This is a genomic window from Azospirillum brasilense, from assembly GCF_008365405.1.
Classification (GTDB): Bacteria; Pseudomonadota; Alphaproteobacteria; order Azospirillales; family Azospirillaceae; genus Azospirillum; species Azospirillum brasilense_D.
In genome coordinates, this window is record NZ_QOKV01000020.1 from 37,897 (window position 1) to 54,696 (window position 16,800).

The window sequence follows — 16,800 nt, forward strand, 5'->3', positions numbered from 1 at the left end:
ATGGAAGGCTACCGCGTGCGCGTGATGAGCCGGACCGAGCTGGATCTGGCCGTCGACTGGGCGCGGGCGGAGGGCTGGAACCCCGGCCTGCACGACGCCGGGGCCTTCCACGCCGTGGACCCCGAAGGCTTCCTGATCGGGGAGCTGGACGGCAAGCCGGCGGCCTGCCTTTCCGTCGTCCGCTATCCCGAGAACTTCGGCTTCCTCGGCTTCTACATCGTGCGGCCCGGGATGCGCGGGCGCGGCCTCGGCTGGGACCTCTGGCGGGCCGGGCTGAGGCATCTGGAGGGCTGCACCGTCGGACTGGACGGGGTGGTGGCGCAGCAGGACAACTACCGCAAGTCCGGCTTCGCGCTGGCCCATCGCAACATCCGCTACGGCGGAGCGCCGCCCGCCGGAACCTCCTCCGCCGCGGCGCTGGTGGACGCGCGGACGGTGCCCTTCGACCGGCTGCTCGACTGGGACCGCGCGCTGTTCCCGGCGCCGCGCGCTGGCTTCCTGTCCAACTGGATCACGCTGCCCGGCGCCTCCGCGTTGGCCGCCGTGGTCGACGGGGCGTTGCGCGGCTTCGGGGTGATCCGCCCCTGCCACAGCGGCAGCAAAATCGGCCCGCTCTACGCCGCCGACCGCGGCACGGCGCGTGATCTGGCGCTGGCGCTCGCCGCTACGGCGGGAGAGGGTCCTATCTTCCTCGACGTGCCGGAGGTCAACCGCGACGCCGTCCTGCTGGCGGAAGAGTTGGGCCTGACCCCGCAATTCGAAACCGCCCGCATGTATCTCGGCCCAGCCCCAACCATCGACACCGCGCGCCTGTACGGCGTGACGACCTTTGAGTTGGGTTGAGCCGTAACAGTCCGTTACCAAACAGGGGAGCGCCGGACACACGCCGGCAACAGGGGACGCGCAGCATCGAAGGCATCGGGATCACGATCCCGGCCTGATGAGAAGAGGGACACCCCCATGTCGCGCATCCTGATCGCCGCCATGACCACCGCCTTGACCGCCGCCTCCGTGCTGGTCGGCCTGGGCACCCAAGACGCCGCCGCCGCCGGCTGGGGACAGGATCATCGCGAGCCGCCGCGGATGGAGCGGGACCACCGCGGCCCCGACCTGCACCGCCCCGATCTGCACCGCCCCGATCTGCACCGCCCGCCTCCGCCCGTCCACCGCGCGGCGCGGCATTGGAGGCCCGGCGACCGCCTGCCCGCCGCCTATGCGTCGCGGCGTTACGTCATCGCCACGCCCGCCGCTTATCATCTGCACCGGCCGCCGCGCGGCCATCACTGGGTCCGCGCCGGGTCGGACGCCGTTCTGGTGGCGTCCGGATCGGGCGTCATGGTCCGGATCGTCCCCGGCCTGTTCCGGTGAGAACCCGCCCTTCCCTCATGGACGTGCCATGGCCAGGCGGTCTACTCTCCCCCGAGTTGCACCGCCCTTCCCCGCGATGCACGCTCCTCAAGATGGACGCTCCATGACGGACCGCCGCAGCCCCTGGCCCTCGCTCACCGATGCCCTGACCCTGCACAACGACGGCCGCGGCGGCGAGGCGGAGCGGGCGTACCGCCAGATCCTGAAGCGTGAGCCGCGGAACCCCGACGCTTGGCATCTGCTGGGCGTGCTGCAGTCCGAACACGGCGACCACGACTCCGGCATCGCCAGCATCCGCACCGCCCTGTCCATCCGGGACGCGCTGGAGTACCACCTGAATCTCGGCTCCGCCCTGCTCGACGCGGGCCGCGTGGACGAGGCCCTGGACGCCCTGATGGCGGCGCTGCGCCTCGGCCCGGACCGGGCGGACATTCATTTCCGGCTGGGCAATCTGTTTCGCCTTCAACGTCGGCCCAACGAAAGCGTCGCCGCCTACCGTCAGGCCATTGCGCTCCAGCCCGGCTTTGTGGAGGCGCTGAACAACCTCGGCTCGTTGTTCCTGGAGGTCGGGCAGATTGACGCCGCCATCGCCGCCTTCACCGACGCCATCCAGGCGGCGCCGGCCAACGCCGACGCCCATTGCAACCTCGGCTACGCCCTGGACCTGCAGGGCCGGCTGGGCGAAGCGGCAGCGGCCCACCGCGTCGCCCTGACCTTCCGGCCCGATTTCGCCCTGGCCTGGTCCAACCTCGGCAACACGCTGAAAGGACAAGGGCATCTGGAGCAGGCCATGGCCGCCTACCGTTCGGCGTTGACGCACTGTCCGGACTACCCGATGGCGCACAGCAACGTTCTGATGGCGCAGCATTATGTGCCGGAGTGCGGGAACGCTGATTTCCTTACTGCCGCCCGCGACTGGGCCGAACGAAGCGGCGGCTCACTCCCGGCGGCCGCTCCGGTGGTCCGCGACGACCGCCCCCGCCCGCTGCGCATCGGCTACGTCTCCAGCGACTTCAACAGCCATCCCGTCGGCTACTTCCTGGAAAGCGTCCTGAAGGCGCACGACCGCAAGGCGGTTACCGCCTTCGCTTATGCCAACAACGGCCGGACCGACGACGTGACGGAGAGCCTTCGCGCGGCCGCCGACGGATGGCGCCCGATCGTCGGCATGGACGACGGGGCGGTGGCTGACCTGATCCGGCGGGACGGCATCGACATCCTCGTCGACCTGTCCGGCCATACGGGAAACAACCGCCTCACCCTGTTCGCCCGGCGGCCCGCGCCGGTCCAGGCGAGTTGGCTCGGCTATTTCGGGACGACCGGCCTGCCGGCCATGGACTGGATCATCGCCGACCGCCACGTCCTGCCGCCGGGGGAGGAGCGGTTCTTCACCGAGAAGGTCTGGCGCCTGCCTGACAGCTATTTGTGTTTCACCCCGCCGGCGGAGGATGTGCCGGTCGGGCCACTCCCGGCGCTCAGCGGCGGTCCGGTCACGCTCGGCGCCTTCCACAACCGGGCCAAGATCACCCGCCCAACCGTCGCGCTGTGGGCGCACGTCCTGGCCGCCCTGCCGCAAGCCCGCTTGCTGCTGAAATCGCGGGAGTTCGGCGATTACGGGGTGCGTCAGGCCCTGCGCGACCAGTTCGCCGCGCACGGTATCGCGCCGAACCGCCTGCGCATGGAGGGGAAGACGCCGCGGGTCGACTATTTCCGCAGCCATAACGGCATCGACCTCGCGCTGTCCCCCACCCCCTTCGGCGGCGGCACGACGACGGCCGAGAGCCTGTGGATGGGCGTGCCGGTGGTGACCCTGCGCGGCGACCGCTGGGCGGGGCGGATCGGGGTCAGCTTCCTGGAAACGCTCGGCCTCGCCGACCGGCTGGTGGCGGACACCCCGGAGGACTACGTCGCCAAGACCGCCGCCCTCGTCGGCGACCTGGAGTCCCTGGCCGCCCTGCGCGCCGGCCTGCGGGAACGCCTACGCCAGTCCCCGCTGTGCGACGCGCCGGCCTTCGCCCGGTCGCTGGAGGAGGCCTATCGGTCGATGTGGCGCGAACCGTAAGGGGGCCGTGGCCGTGCCAAAGGGAGTCCTTCCGATACGCCCTGGCACAACGGCGCCGAACATGCGTTGAAGGAACCGACGACGCAGCGGAAGCGAGGCCGAGACGCCGATGATGAAAGATCCCAAACAGATCGCGCGGGTTGCCCTGCAATCGGCCCGCGTCAATGTCGAGGTCTACGAGGCCTGCGGCCTGATCGACACGCCGTCGGCCCACGGCCTGCGCTACAAGATCGCCGTGCAGGCCAGCGACGTGAACGGCGACGAGTGCCGCTTCCCCTCCTGCGCCTGCCCCTGGCCGGACTGTTCCCGCCAAGCGGAGGCCGGAGCGGAAGGCGATCAACCCAGCGGCCCGACCGTCTCCACGTAACGCTCCATGGCGGCCACGCCCTCCTCGGTCAGTTCGATGAAGACGCGGCGGCCGTCCTTGTCGTCGGCGATCCGGCGGACCAGCCCGCGGTCGTGCAGGTCGGTGATGCGGCGCAGCGCCGTGGTCTGGGCGACCCCGGAGGCGATGCACAGCGACGACACGGAAATCCGCCGCTCCTGGAGATGGTTGATCATCAGGTCCAGCAGCATGTCCCAGCACGGGTCTTCGAACAGACCCTTGGGAAAGAACTTCTCACGGGCGGCGCGCTTGCGCCGGATCGCCGTCAGGATGCCCAGGCTGTCCGGCGCGCCGCTTTCCGACACCGGTTCGCAAACGGGTTGAGCCGCGGCCGTGATGGCCGTGGGAGTCGTTGCGGGTGCGGCCGCCGCGCGATGCGTCGTGACGAAGGGCATCACGCGGGCCGCCGCGGCCTCGCCACGCAGAACACGCACCGTCTCGACCAACGCCAGCCCGTGGCGGTAGGCCTGTTCCAGCGCGTCATCATGGCTGCCCATGGACACCGGCGGACGTTCCTGGTCAGACGACGTGTTGTCCTCCCTGCCGCTGAGGACACGGGCCAGCGCGCGGTCGATCTGCGCCTCGTCCTCCGGATCGGTCACGACGTCGGCGGCTTCCAGCCGCAGGGCGCGCACCACGTCGTCCGCCTCCGGGTTTCGGGCGAAGAGGATGCAGGCGAGGCCGCGGTGGGTGCGGTGCAGCCGTTCCATCAGCGCCAGCCCGTCGAACCAGGGCGACCCGCCATCCACGAACACGACACCGATACTGCGGTCCACATCGAGCAGGCCCAGCGCGGAAATCACGTCGCGCGTGTCCTGCACCCGATGGCCGAGCCTCAGGGCGCAATCACGGATCCCGGCGATGGCCGCGCTGTCATTGCCGACGATCAAAATGGAAGGCGCCGCTGCTGAGTAACGCGGTGCCGAGTAATCCGTCACCGTTTGACTGGCCGCCGTTTGATTGGCCGCCATGCGACCAGTCAGCGCGAGACGCTCCGCCGAACGCGAAACCAGGGACCGTTGCATGCCGCTCTCACCCGCATCAGATCGCACGCCGGTGGCCGGCGGCGGTGTCAGGCCCGGCGCGGCGACCCGATGCGGCGGAACGCTCCACCACCTCCGGGTACCCGCTTGGAACCGTCAATCATTCGTTGGGTGATGTATAGCATTACCCCGTTCGAACGCGTATCAACGGCCGTTGATACTTTTCGAACGGAGTAACATGCGATTTATTATTGCATATTAATCATTATCGTCAAGATTCGTCAGATTCCAACGCATAACCGACCCCGCGGATGGTAATGATCGGTGAAGGCGCGCTGTCGTCCAACCGCATCTTGCGACGCAGCCGGGTGATCAGCGTGTCCACCGTATGCTCGCTGATGGAGCGCGGGTCACGGTTGCTGATCACGTCGAGCAGGTATTCACGGCTGACCGGGTTTGGCCGCATGGCCGCCAGCGCTGCCAGGATGTTGAACTCCCCCGTCGTCAAAGCGAGGTAGGAGCCATCGGGACGGAACAGCGCGCGGCGCACCAGATCCAGACGCCATCCCTGAAAGGTCAGCGGCGCGTCGGGCGACGGAACCGCTCCACCTTCCGCGGATGCCGCCGGAACGGCGGACGCTCCGGAGCGGCGCAGCAGGTTGCGGATGCGGATCAGCAATTCGAGCAGGTCGACCGGCTTTGTCACATAGTCGCCGCCATGGGACAGGCCGGCGATACGGTCGGTCGGGCTGTCGCGGCCGGTCACGAAAATCAGCGGAACGGCTTCTCCCAGGCGCAGCCGCTCGGCAAGGGCCAGCCCGTCGCAATCCGGCAGGTTGATGTCCAGCAGCACGAGATCGGGCCGGTCTTCCGCAATGCGCGCGGTCAGTTCCGCCCCATTCGCAGCCCGCAGGACCCGCAGCCCCTGATGTTCCAGATAGGTCGCGATCAAATCCTGCGTCTCTGGGGAGTCCTCGACCACCAGCACGGTCCGCCCGACCAACTCCGATCCGACGCTCATGATGCCCTGCCCGCCGCTGCCGTTCCCGCCGCAACAACCCCTGTCGCCGTCATGTCAGTTTCGCCTCCCCTTTTTCGATGGCGCGCAGGGCGGCGTGAAGCCGGTCCCGAAGCGCCGCCGCGTCCCCTTGCATGGAAGCGGCCCCCCCGCTTCCGTTTTCGACGGCCTGCGCCGTCCGCTCCAGCGCCCGCGCCGCGGCGCTCACCTCCGGAAAGCCATAGGTCCCGCCGCTGCCCTTCATGCGGTGGGCCGCGTCGACCACGCGCCGGGGCGGCGATTCCGGATCTTCGAGAACCGCCAGCACCTCCCGGCAGGCCTGGGCGAAGCGGTCCATCAACCGCGCCCGGTCCGCGACGGTTAGACCTCCTGTGACCGGTGCCGCCGTGGGCGGCGCCCGCTGGATCGCGAAGGCCGGAGCGGGTGCGCAGGAGCCGGACGGCGCGTGTCGGGCGAGCGCGTCCTGAAGCGCGTCGGGGTCCACCGGCTTCGCCACCACCTCGTCCACGCCGGCGTCCAGATAGTCCGCCCGGTCCTCCGGAGAGCTGTTGGCGGTCACCGCGATCACCGGTATCAGCGCCCGCTCGGCGTCCGGCAACGCGCGGATGCGCCGCGTCACCTCCACCCCGTCGATGCCCGGAAGCCGCATGTCGAGCAGCACGACGTCCACGACGCGACTGGCCAGCACCGCCAGGGCCTCCTCGCCGCTGTCCACATAGACGGCGCGGTGGCCGCCGGGCGCCAGAAACTCACGAAGGACGGCTTGGTTCTCCGGCGCATCCTCCACCACCAGGATGTCCAGGCTGCCCGGAACGGGCATCGGAGCGGCGCGGTCCGGCGACGGGGCAGCGACCGGCAACGGGGGTGTCGGCAGCGAAACGGTGAAGAGGGAGCCGCCGCCCGGCCGCCCCTCCAGGCAAACATCGCCCCCCATCAGCCGGACGAGCCCATCGACGATGGCGAGGCCAAGCCCGGCACCGTCACGACGGTTGCCTTCCAACCGGTTGCCCTCCAACCGATGGAAGGGCTCGAAGATGATGGCCTGCGCCGCCCGCGGCACGCCGGGTCCGCTGTCCGCCACGGACAGACACAGAACGACCGTCCCACTTCCCGTTTCCGTCCCGCTTCCCGTTTCCGACGGTGCCGGCTTCGTGGTCAGCGTCACCTCCACCCCGCCACGTTCGGTGAATTTCACGGCGTTGCTCAGCAGGTTCAGAACGATCTGCCGCAAGCGCAATGGATCGATCCAAAAGCGCGCCACCCCCAACCCGCTCACCGTCAGGGACAGGGCTAGCCCCTTCTCCTCCGCGCCGGCACGCATCAGCGCCACGGCGTCCTCAACCAGGGCGACCACGTCGGTGGGCTGGGGGTGCAGTTCCATCCGACCCGCTTCCAGCCGCGACAGGTCGAGGATGGTGTCGAGCATGGAAACGAGATGCCTCCCCGCCCCGTCCGCGACGCGCAACCGCTCGTCCATCTGGTCGGTCGCCCCCTCGCGGCGGATCACCCGCACCATGCCGAGAATGGCGTTCAGCGGGGTCCGGACCTCGTGGCTGAGGTTGGCGAGGAAGCGCTCCAGCGTTGCGGACTTGTCCGACAAGGCGCGGGTGCGCTCGGCGATCTGGCGCTCCAGCCCCTCGTTGAGGGCGACCAGTTCCTGCGACAGCCGGCGTTCGTTGAGGAAGGCCGTCTCCACCCTCCGCCCCAGCACCAGCGCGTGGCTGAACAGGAACAGCAGCGCGCCGTAGGGAACGAGGTCGATGCTTTCGAAGAAATGCGCGTACATCAGCGCGTCGTGCACCACCGACCCCAGGAAGGCCAGCGCCCCCGCCCCCAGCAGGAGCGCACCGGAATGGCGGCGCAGGGCGGCCACGGCGAGGCGCCACGCGAAATACAGGGCCGACAGCACAAGCAACAGACTCGCCACGTCGCGCAACCGGGTGAACTGCGCCGGTTCGGTCACCAGCACCAGGAACACACCCGGCACGGCGACCGCCAGCATGGCGCGCCCGACCCCACGGTGCAGGCATCCGGGAAACAGCTCGCGCAGCAGGTGGAAGTAGATCGGGTAGAACAGGTAGATTGGCAGATACTCCAGCCGGTAGGCCCACACCTCCGACACGCCGGGAAAGAAGACGCGCAGCAGTTCGCTGGTGCAGATCAATCGCATGGCGCAGGCGGCCAGAAGCATCACCAGGAACAGCGGAGCCGCCGAGAGGCGTCGACGGAGGAAGGCGCCGATGAACAGCGCCATCAGGGACAACGACATCAACGCCCCGGCGTTGGTCATCAGCTGCCGCTGCCACAGCCGCGACAGCCCGCCGTTGGCGTCGAGATAGATCGTGCGCCCGATCCCGCCTTCGAAATGGAAATGGTTGGAGACCTCCACCGCCAGTTCGATCACCCGCTGGCCGCCATGCAGCGTGACGAAACGGGAGACGGAGGAGGACTGCTCCTGCGCGGCGGCCAGGGCCGGAACCCCGGCGGCGGCGACCGAGCGGCCGTCGACCCACACCCGCATGGCGGAGTTGACCGGCGGCATCTTCAGCGTCAGCGGCGGCATGCCCGGCGGCAGCAGGATCTTCAGGCGGAAGGTGGCGGCTCCCATCCCGTCCATTTCCCGGCCGTCCGGGCGCTCGGCGCCGTTCCAGATCGCCGGCAGGGTGAAGGGCGTCCACAGCCGGCCATCCGGCTCCGGCAGGGGATTCAGGCTTTCCTCGCCGGCCAGACGGTCCCAGGACACCAGCCATTCGCCGTCCAGGGACACCGGACCGTCAAGATCGGCGTACCAGCCACGCAGATCGAGCACGCCGCCCTCCGCCTGCGGCAGGACCGAGGCCAGGGCCGGAGCGGTGCAAAGAAGGGCAAGGAACAGAATCGCGCCCAGCCGCCGGGTTGCACGCGCAAGGACAGCGCTCATGAACGGCACGACGGCAGGCGGCAGAGACACCGGGGCAAAGTTCCTTCGACAGGCGCATGGCACGGGCCGCGGCCCGACCCGCAGGTCGAAAGGCGCCGAGCCGATCCCATCATGAGCGGTATCGCATAACGGTTGTTGCGGATATACCGATGCACCCAGGCATTTAAAGCCGACACCCCATGAAACCGAAACCGGCCACGCTGCGAAGTATAATCAGCCAACGACGCAACAACGACTCAGAAATTTGCAACAAGCTTGATCAATCGTAAATCCTATAGAAAATGTGGATTTAACTTCTCAGTCGGGGACTCGGCCTGTATTTGCCACCGACCGTCGAATGCGGCATTTCCAACAGATTCCGCTAATGGAAAAGCGTCCGGATTCGCCTGAACACCGGCGAACGTCCGGACGCCTCACCCTTTGCACCCGATGGACCGCCGCGCTGAACGCGGTCAGGCCATGGCCTTCATCTGCTTGTCCATGCGGGCGAGCACGGCCATCACCTCCTTGCAACGGCTCTTCACGTCCTCGTCGGTTTCCGGAATGCCGTCCTGGGACGAGATGTTGCGCCAGTCCTTCAGAAAGGCCTTCAGCTCGGGCATTTTCGGCAGCTGGGTGCCGACGCCGCGGATATCCTCCTTCCACAGGTCCTGGTAGTCGCTCACCGTCTTCGCCGTCTTCAGCTTCTTCGCCAGGGACAGCATGTACTTCTCCAGGATCTCCCGCCCCTTGGCGCGCACCTTGTCGGCCTTCTCGATGGCGTCCTTCATGCCCTCGTAATCATCGACGATCTTGTCGCCGAGCGAGGACTGGTTGAAGGCGACGAAGAGCTGATCGGCGGCCTTGGCCACCTTCTCCGCGTGAGCGGCGGAGTCCTTCGGAATCAGCTTGTTCGACTTGAACTTCTTCGCCGTCGCTTCAGCCAGATCGCGAAGCTTCTGGAGCTGGGTGCGCAGCGGCTCGACCGAGCGCTTGTACTCCGCCCGCGCCTCGTCCAGCAGCGAGTCGAGGTCGTCCAGCGTCGCGTTGCTGGGAGAGTTCACCGACACGCTCAGCTTCTTCCAGTCGATGGCGCCGTGCGCCTTGTCCACCGCCTTCATCGCGTCGCCAATGCCGGTCTTGCCGGCGATCTTGGCGATGGCGCCCTTCTTCTTGTCCCAGTCCTTCTGGGTCAGGATGTCCGGGATGTCGATGCGCTTCAGGGGACCACCCATGTCTCAGCTCCTCCGCTTAACCAAGTCTTCACCCTATCGGTCCGCATGGTAGGAGGCGGGCGCGCCCCTCGGAATCGGCGATTGCTCCTCTCCCACCGCTACCGGAACCGAATGGGTCCAAAACGGCGGCTTCCCTCCCCGCCTCGTTTCAGCGGCCGCCCACCAGCTGCACCACGCCCTTGCAGACGGTGGCGAACTCCTTGATGAGGTCGGTGATCTGACGGGCGGTGTAGTCGGGCGGCACGCGCATCGGCGGCCCGTCGCCGCCCTGCCCGGCCCAGGGGGCGAGCTTCCGGCGGTAGAAGTCCGGATCGGCGCGCAGCCCGTCCAGCGCCTTCGCCGCGGCGAGCTGGGTGGCGAGATCGCGGGCCAGCGCCGGGAACAACTCGTTGTAGGTGTCCGGCGTCGGCTTGGCGCGCACCTTGGCGACCCCGGCGGCGGCGCGGGCCAGCGCGCCGTTGATGTTCGCCTCCCACCGCTTCTGCGCCCGCTCCGCCGAGGCGGCGTCCTTCTCGGCCTGCGCGGCCTGCGCCTTGAAGCGGTCGGCGTCCGCGCCGATGTCCGCTTCCAACTCGGCAACATCCTTGGCGAGCGCCTTCATCGCCCGCTCGCAGGCCGCCGCCGCGGCCTTGTCGCCACGGCTCGCCGTATCCTCGTCCAACGCCTTTGCCAGCACGGCCAAATAGGCCTTGCGCGCCTTCACGGCGTCCTTTCCGGCGGCAACAAGTCCCTTCGCGGCCTCCTCGCCGCCCATCGCGGCGCGGTGGACGGCGTCGCCGGACTTCAGCGCCTTGACCAGCACGGCGTCGCCGTTCAGCGCGGCGGCGACCGCCTTGGCGTCCTTAGGCCGGTGCTTCGCCGTTGCGGCCTCGAAGCGCTTGCGGGCCGATGCCCAGCGCTGCTCGTATGGGACATGCGCCATCGCCGCCCGCCCGCTCCGACGCTACGCGACGGTCGGCTGGAGGCGGTCCTCCAGCGAGCGGATGGCGGCCCAGTCGCGCTCGAACACGGCGCGGTCCGGATGGGCGAGATAGATTTTCGCCAGCACCTGCGTCAGATCGAGCGTCGGCACCACCTCGTCCCCCAGCCGCGGCACGAGGCCGTAGCCGCGCACGCTCGCCATCCCGTCCAGAATGGAGAGATCCGGAAGCGCCTCCACCCGGCCCGACACCAGCACCGGCAGATAGAGGACCATCGCGTCGGCCAGGAACCGGTAATGGCCGTCGAGCAGCGGCCCGACCGCCGCCGCCCCGTCGAAGGCGTCGACCAGCAGATCCACCTGGTCGTGCCCGGTGCCCGCCGCGATGCCGGTGGTGGAGCCCGCCGGCCCCATGGCGCGCGCCGCGATCTCCACCAGCGCCGGGCCGCGCGCGGTCATCCGCACTTCGGCATGGCCGGCGCCGTCGGTGATCTCCAGCGCGTCGAGAACGCGGCGGATGTAGGCCATCAAGGCCTGCGCCACCGGCTCCTCCGGCGGCAGCAGCCGATAGTAGTCGTAGACGAAGGGCGACCCGTTCAGCGCCCGCTTCGCGGACAGCAGCACGTCGCAGACATAGTGGCGACCGCCGCGGCTCACCGTGTTGACGACGTATTCGAGGCCGTCGAGATAGGTCTGCACCAGCACCCGCTCGTTGGCCGAGCCGCAGAAGTCGCGGCTGCCCAGGATGGCGTCGACGGCGGCGCGCAGCTGCGCAGGGGTGTCGCAGAAATAGACATGGTCGGTGGAGGCGCTGGCCATCGGCTTCGCCACCACGGGCCAGCCCGCCTGCGCCGCCCACTCCACCGCCTCCGCGGCGCCGGTCGCCATGGTCTGGCGGGCGGTCAGCAGGCCGGCGGCGGCCAGCCGCTCGATCATCATGAACTTGTTGCGGCGCGCGGCGGTCAGCTTCGGGCTGTTGCCCGGCGTGCCCAGGACGGCGCCCAGCGCGTCGGTCAGCTCCACCGCCGACTCGTTGCCCGGAAGGATGAAGGATGGGGCCAGCGGGCGCAACCGCTCGGCCAGCGCGTCGAGATCGCCGTCATGGAGGATGTGCGCCGCGAAATCGTCGGGCTGGCAACTGCGCAGCAGCGACGGCGCGAGGTCCGGGCGGCTCTGCACCGCGACCACGTCGTAGCCCCGCGCGCGCAGGCGCGGCGCCAGAAGGATGCCGGTGGAATAGGGGTCGACGACGACCGCCGTCCTGCGGGGGGCGCTCACGGCAGGGCCTCCAGCGCGGCATCCTGCGGCACGGCCTGCACCGCCTGCACCGGGCGCGCGTAGGTGACCAGCGGCACGGGACCGTCCAGCTCCACCGAACGCCCGACCCAGCCGGCCTCGATCACCGCCCTCTGCTCCTCCAACTCCGGCACGGCGAAGACGCGCTCGCTGCCCGGCACCCAGGCGGGCGGCGCCGCGCCGAGGTCGCGGTGCAGCAGGTAGCGCAGCCGGCCGCTGGCGTGCATGACCAGAACCCGCCGCACCAGGAAGCCACCGGCCAGCAGGTTCGACAGGCTGCGCGGATTCGACAGGGCGACGCGTGAGAGCAGATGCGGGCGCGCCGCCCCCAGCGCGTGGAGCGTGCGCAGCGTCACCAGCAGCCGTTGCAGCCCGTTGCCGCGGAAGTCCGGATGGACCATGCAGCTCGCCATGTGGGCGGTGGCGGCCACGGCAGGACGGGCATGCGGCAGGTCGTCCACGAAGGCCGGCATGCCGGGCATGGGCAGCCCCAGGATGGCGCAGCCGATCAGTCGCCCCTCGGCCTCCAGCCCCAGCGTCACACCGCGCTCGCCCAGATGCAGCCCGGTGAACTCCGGCGTTTCGGGGAAATAGGCGTCGATGTCCGGCAACTGCCCGAAGATGTAGCCGCGGAACGCCTCCAGAGCCGGCAGGTCGGCGGGACCGAGGAAGCGGATGCGGTAGGGAACGCAGACCGGCTCGCCGCGCCGGACGCGCAGCATGCCCGTGTGGACCGTCTGTTCAGGGGATAAGAGGACCGTCATGTCAGGCGTCCTGCACGATTTCGGCGATGTTGAGCAGGCGCATCGGCGGGTAGAGGTCCAGTTGCTTGGCCGCCCCGATGCGCAGCAGCAGGGAGAAGCGGTTCAGCGTTTCCACCGGGATGGTGTCGGCGGGCTTGGCCCCGGTCAGGATCTCCACCGCCTTCAGCCCGGCGAAGCGCCCGACGTTGACCGCCGGGCTGACCAGCCCCATCAGCAGGTTGGCCCGGCGGATCGGCAGCTCGGTGGAGCAGAAGGTGGCCAGCCGGTGCGCCAGCGCGTGCTCCGCCACCACGGCGTTATTGCCGGAGGCGACCAGCGTGTCCGGCCCGATGTAGACCAGCTCCGACCCGGCGCGCGCCGCGTCGGCGATCAGGTCGGGGATGGCGGCGGCGACCGGCGCGCCGGAGGCGTCGCGCGGCAGGGCGGCGTCGTGAACCTCCACCCCCTGGCGGGCGGCCTCCTCCTTCAGGTCGCGCACGGCGACGACCATGTTGTCCTCCGCCGGGTTGTAGACCGCGGCGATCTTTTTCCAGCGCCGGTAGGACAGCATCGTCTTCATCTGCACCGCGACCGGCGCAATGTGCCGCGTGCCGGTGACCGCGCGCCCCGGACGATCGAGCGCACGCACGACGCGCGACGCCACCGGGTCGGTCACCGAGGTGAAGACCACCGGCACGTCGGTCAGGAAGCGCGACGGATCCGGATCGTCGTAGCGCCCGACCGTTCCCAGAGTCAGCGGCGTGAAGACCGTCACCACCAGATCGGGCTTGGACGCCCGGATCTCCGGCAGCAGCGCCGGCATGGCGGAGGCCTGAGGCACCTCGCGCACCTCCACCGTGGCAGACAGGCCGCTCGACGCGATGAAGTCGCGCAGGCCCAACACGTCGCCCACATCCTTGCGTGGGGTCAGCACGACGATGCGCGCCGGCTTGGCGGCGGTGAAGGTCCTGGCCGGCTGCGCGAAGGATGGCACGGCCCCGGCCAGCAGAGTTCCGGCGCTCAGGGCGCCCGTCAGGACGGTGCGGCGGGACAGGCTCATGCGGGGGTCCTCTGCGGGAAATCGGCGGGCGGGCGCGGGCGGAACAGGGCGCTCAGCAGAAGCTGCACGGCGACGCAGGCCGCCAGCACCGCGCCGATGCCCTTCAGCGCCCCGGCGTAGCCGTAGTGGGCCAGGAACAGCCCGGCCAGGAAGGGGGCGACGACGGAGCCCAGCCGCTCGATCAGGCGGAACATGCCGATCACCGTGGTCTCGCCCAGCGCCGCCCTCTCCTTCACGCAGACATCGGCGAGCATGGCCAGCTGCGGCGCGCCGAGCATGGCGTGCGCCACCCCCAGCAGGGCGACCCCGGCCAGCGCCGTGCCGAGCGAACCCGGCATCGACAGCACATACGCCGCCCCGGCGGCGGTCAGCCCGCCCGCCACCAGGAAGCCGATGCGCTGGCCCGAGCGGTCGGACAGCTTCGCGGCCATCGGCGACACCACGATCATCAGCAGCCAGTAGAGCAGCAGCACGCGCCCGATCCACGACTGGCTGACGCCCTGGTCGTCAAGCGCCAGCGGCAGCAGGAAGAACAGAAGCGCCGTCAGCCCCAGCTTGGCCGGGACCGCGCTGAAGACGGCCAGCCCGACGAAGCGCGGGTTGCGCAGGCACAGCACGGCGTCGGCCAGACGCAGGCCGCGGCTGGATTTCGCCTGCGCCGCGCGCACCCGCGGCAGCACCTGCCACGCCATGAAGGCGGCCAGCAGCGCCAGCCCGGCGGAGATCAGGAAGGTCGTGCGGAAGCCCACCTGCCCGGCGATCACGCCACCGATGGCCGGGCCGCAGACGCCGGCGCTGAGGATGCCGCCGGCGTACATGGCGATGGCCTGGGCGCGCTGCTTGGGGTCGGTGGCGTCGATGACGAAGCCCTGAGCCGCGATGAAGACGCTGGCGTAGCCGATTGCGGTCAGGCAGCGCGCGACGATGAGCTGGATGAGGTCGGTGGCGAGGCCGGAGCCGACCAGACCGACGAAGGAGAGCAGCGCCCCGCCAAGGAACACGGCCCGCCGCCCGCGCCGCTCCGACACGCTGCCGGCGATCGGCTGGCTGACCGCCCAGAGCAGCATGAACAGGGCGATCGGCGCGCCGATGACCATCTCCATCGACAGGCCGGGCACCGGCTCGAACAGCTGCTTGATGTAGACGGACAGGAAGGTGCGGGTCAGCTCCTCCGCCAGGGAGAAGATGAAGATGGCGAAGCGCAGCTCCACCACCCGCTGCATCATGCCGATCTTGGTCATGGCCTGCTCGGAGGCGGTCATGTCGGCCTTGTGCTGCACGCTGTCCAGCGCCCAGTCGACGGCGCGCGACAGCTCGCCCACCTCGTCGCGGTTGCGCAGGGCGACGCGCACGCCGAGATGCCCGTCGGCGGCCTGCTTCATCACCGCCGTCACCCGGCGCAGCGGCGCCGCGACGGAGGAGCCGACGACCAGCAGCAGAATCTCGATGTTGAGCAGGATGGCGACGATCAGCACGGAACCGAGATCGAACACCACCTCGTTCATGGCGGAGCGGACATAGCCGGAATCCACGCCGACATGCAGCCGCGCCTCCTCGTTGCCCTCCAAGGGCAGGACGGTGTCGAGGAATTGCGGGGACTCGCCGTCCGGCGGGGCGTCCGCGACGGTCAGGCGGCTGCCGGACCGCGCCTCCTCGGTCCCGGAGAAGGCGTGGAGGCGCCCGCCGATCTCCAGCGCCAGATACTTGACGTCCGGGTTCGCAGCCAGCGCATCGGACAGCAGCTCGTCCATCCCGACCAGCTTGTCCAGCTCGAAGCCGAGCGCCACCGCGCGGTCGATCTGCGCCACCACGTAGGAGCCGACGACCTCGGCCTTGCGGGCCAGTTCCGGCTCGATCAGCGGGCGGAACAGCGTGTTGACGTGGTTGGTCTGGACGGCGAGGCTGACCAGCATCAGGACGGACACGACGCCCGTCAGCATCCAGTTCAGGCGGCGGATGAAGGACAGCTTCATGGCGTGACTCCCGCCGGGCGCGCGGTTTCCGCCGCTGGACCGGTGGGCTGGGGATGGTCTTCCTCCGCGCCGTGCTGCTGCTCCAGGATGCGGTCGGCGAAGTCCTTCAGGCCGGGGGCGAAGGCCACCAGTTCCGGGGTCAGGTTGGGCGGCTCGCCCATGCCCAGCATGTTGATGCTGGCGGTCATCTCGCGCAGCCGCCGCTGGATCGGGCGCAGCAGCAGCCAGACCGCCACCATGGTGACGAGAAGCCCGGTCAGCAGATTGATGCCGCCGGACAGCAGCAGGTCCGGGATGGTGCCACGGATGCCAGCCTGCACCTCGCCCAGCGAATAGGTCAGGGCGACGCCGCCGGCCACGCCGCCGAAGGCGTTGCGGATGCCGAGCAGAAGCGCTTGGCTGTCGCCGTCGGCGACGGCGGCCACCCGGTCGGACTTGCCGTCGCGGGCGAAGGCCGCCTTCCAGCCGGCGGGGATCGCTCCCACCGGCCCGCTATGTCCCGCCACCCGGCCCGCCGCCGCCAGCACCTCCCCCGTGTCGGTGAACAGGACCAAGCCGGTGATCCGGTCGTCCCGCGCCATCGCGCGCTGGATCAGCGCATCGAGATTGCGCAGGGCGGTGATGGACACGCCGAGGCTGACGGCGCCCTCCACCTCTCCCGCCAGCCCGCGCAGGGCAACGGTGAAGCGGGACGCCACGGTGTCCTCCACCATGCGCTCCATCTTCAGATAGGAGAGCGCCGCGGTGGAGAGCAGCGCGAAACAGAGCGCCACCTGCAGCAGCAAAATGATCTTGGTGGTCAGGGTTAGGCGCATGGGTCCGGTGCCGGCAAGGGGTGCGGCCAACCTTACGCGCATCG

14 protein-coding genes are annotated in these 16,800 nt (G+C 69.6%); 4 read left to right on the top strand and 10 right to left on the bottom strand.

What is annotated here, in order from left to right; translation table 11 throughout:
• The 4 genes from DS837_RS24500 to DS837_RS24515 all read left to right on the top strand — a co-directional run bounded on the left by DS837_RS24500 (nt 1) and on the right by DS837_RS24515 (nt 3,797).
• Entirely contained in the window at nt 1-843 is an 843-nt protein-coding gene (locus tag DS837_RS24500) for a GNAT family N-acetyltransferase (protein WP_149167118.1), read from the top strand.
• 117 nt (nt 844-960) lie between these two features.
• Entirely contained in the window at nt 961-1,368 is a 408-nt protein-coding gene (locus DS837_RS24505) for an RcnB family protein (protein ID WP_149167119.1), read from the top strand.
• A 103-nt stretch (nt 1,369-1,471) separates the two neighbouring features.
• A complete protein-coding gene (locus tag DS837_RS24510) occupies nt 1,472-3,430 on the top strand; it encodes an O-linked N-acetylglucosamine transferase family protein (protein ID WP_149167120.1) in 1,959 nt (652 codons plus the stop codon).
• 109 nt (nt 3,431-3,539) lie between these two features.
• Nucleotides 3,540-3,797, top strand: a complete 258-nt coding sequence (locus DS837_RS24515; RefSeq protein WP_035676379.1) for a hypothetical protein — start codon at nt 3,540-3,542, stop codon at nt 3,795-3,797.
• Here the strand turns inward: DS837_RS24515 and DS837_RS24520 are convergent.
• From DS837_RS24520 to DS837_RS24570, 10 genes are all read right to left on the bottom strand, one after another.
• Nucleotides 3,767-4,705: a response regulator gene (locus DS837_RS24520; RefSeq protein ID WP_247890108.1), complete on the bottom strand. Its 939-nt coding sequence runs from the start codon at nt 4,703-4,705 to the stop codon at nt 3,767-3,769. The genes DS837_RS24515 and DS837_RS24520 overlap by 31 nt on opposite strands.
• A 364-nt stretch (nt 4,706-5,069) precedes the next feature.
• Nucleotides 5,070-5,786, bottom strand: a complete 717-nt coding sequence (locus tag DS837_RS24525) for a response regulator transcription factor (RefSeq protein ID WP_247890109.1) — start codon at nt 5,784-5,786, stop codon at nt 5,070-5,072.
• Nucleotides 5,787-5,868: 82 nt separating this feature from the next.
• Nucleotides 5,869-8,736 (bottom strand): response regulator, encoded by a 2,868-nt coding sequence (locus DS837_RS24530; RefSeq protein ID WP_247890110.1) that lies wholly within the window; start codon nt 8,734-8,736, stop codon nt 5,869-5,871.
• A 452-nt stretch (nt 8,737-9,188) separates the two neighbouring features.
• Nucleotides 9,189-9,950 carry a hypothetical protein gene (locus DS837_RS24540; protein ID WP_149167125.1) on the bottom strand — a complete coding sequence of 254 codons (762 nt, stop codon included), beginning with the start codon at nt 9,948-9,950 and terminating at the stop codon, nt 9,189-9,191.
• Nucleotides 9,951-10,098: 148 nt separating this feature from the next.
• Complete coding sequence (locus DS837_RS24545) at nt 10,099-10,872, bottom strand: hypothetical protein (protein WP_149167126.1); 774 nt, start codon at nt 10,870-10,872, stop codon at nt 10,099-10,101.
• A 21-nt stretch (nt 10,873-10,893) separates the two neighbouring features.
• Nucleotides 10,894-12,147: an ATP-grasp domain-containing protein gene (locus DS837_RS24550; protein WP_149167127.1), complete on the bottom strand. Its 1,254-nt coding sequence runs from the start codon at nt 12,145-12,147 to the stop codon at nt 10,894-10,896.
• Nucleotides 12,144-12,929 carry a GNAT family N-acetyltransferase gene (locus tag DS837_RS24555; RefSeq protein WP_149167128.1) on the bottom strand — a complete coding sequence of 262 codons (786 nt, stop codon included), beginning with the start codon at nt 12,927-12,929 and terminating at the stop codon, nt 12,144-12,146. Before DS837_RS24555 ends, DS837_RS24550 begins: the two co-directional genes overlap by 4 nt.
• Before the next feature lies 1 nt (nt 12,930).
• Nucleotides 12,931-13,968: an ABC transporter substrate binding protein gene (locus DS837_RS24560; RefSeq protein WP_149167129.1), complete on the bottom strand. Its 1,038-nt coding sequence runs from the start codon at nt 13,966-13,968 to the stop codon at nt 12,931-12,933.
• Nucleotides 13,965-15,941: an MFS transporter gene (locus tag DS837_RS24565; protein WP_149167130.1), complete on the bottom strand. Its 1,977-nt coding sequence runs from the start codon at nt 15,939-15,941 to the stop codon at nt 13,965-13,967. Before DS837_RS24565 ends, DS837_RS24560 begins: the two co-directional genes overlap by 4 nt.
• Nucleotides 15,938-16,756 (bottom strand): hypothetical protein, encoded by an 819-nt coding sequence (locus DS837_RS24570; RefSeq protein WP_149167131.1) that lies wholly within the window; start codon nt 16,754-16,756, stop codon nt 15,938-15,940. The genes DS837_RS24565 and DS837_RS24570 overlap by 4 nt, the downstream gene beginning before the upstream one ends.
• Nucleotides 16,757-16,800: the final 44 nt, after the last annotated feature.

Coding starts and splice junctions, on each gene's coding strand:
- DS837_RS24565 (WP_149167130.1), bottom strand. CDS start 15,941: ATGAAGCTGTCCTTCATCCGCCGCCTGAACTGGATGCTGACGGGCGTC.
- DS837_RS24545 (WP_149167126.1), bottom strand. CDS start 10,872: ATGGCGCATGTCCCATACGAGCAGCGCTGGGCATCGGCCCGCAAGCGC.
- DS837_RS24510 (WP_149167120.1), top strand. CDS start 1,472: ATGACGGACCGCCGCAGCCCCTGGCCCTCGCTCACCGATGCCCTGACC.
- DS837_RS24515 (WP_035676379.1), top strand. CDS start 3,540: ATGATGAAAGATCCCAAACAGATCGCGCGGGTTGCCCTGCAATCGGCC.
- DS837_RS24505 (WP_149167119.1), top strand. CDS start 961: ATGTCGCGCATCCTGATCGCCGCCATGACCACCGCCTTGACCGCCGCC.
- DS837_RS24530 (WP_247890110.1), bottom strand. CDS start 8,736: ATGAGCGCTGTCCTTGCGCGTGCAACCCGGCGGCTGGGCGCGATTCTG.
- DS837_RS24500 (WP_149167118.1), top strand. CDS start 1: ATGGAAGGCTACCGCGTGCGCGTGATGAGCCGGACCGAGCTGGATCTG.
- DS837_RS24555 (WP_149167128.1), bottom strand. CDS start 12,929: ATGACGGTCCTCTTATCCCCTGAACAGACGGTCCACACGGGCATGCTG.
- DS837_RS24570 (WP_149167131.1), bottom strand. CDS start 16,756: ATGCGCCTAACCCTGACCACCAAGATCATTTTGCTGCTGCAGGTGGCG.
- DS837_RS24560 (WP_149167129.1), bottom strand. CDS start 13,968: ATGAGCCTGTCCCGCCGCACCGTCCTGACGGGCGCCCTGAGCGCCGGA.
- DS837_RS24540 (WP_149167125.1), bottom strand. CDS start 9,950: ATGGGTGGTCCCCTGAAGCGCATCGACATCCCGGACATCCTGACCCAG.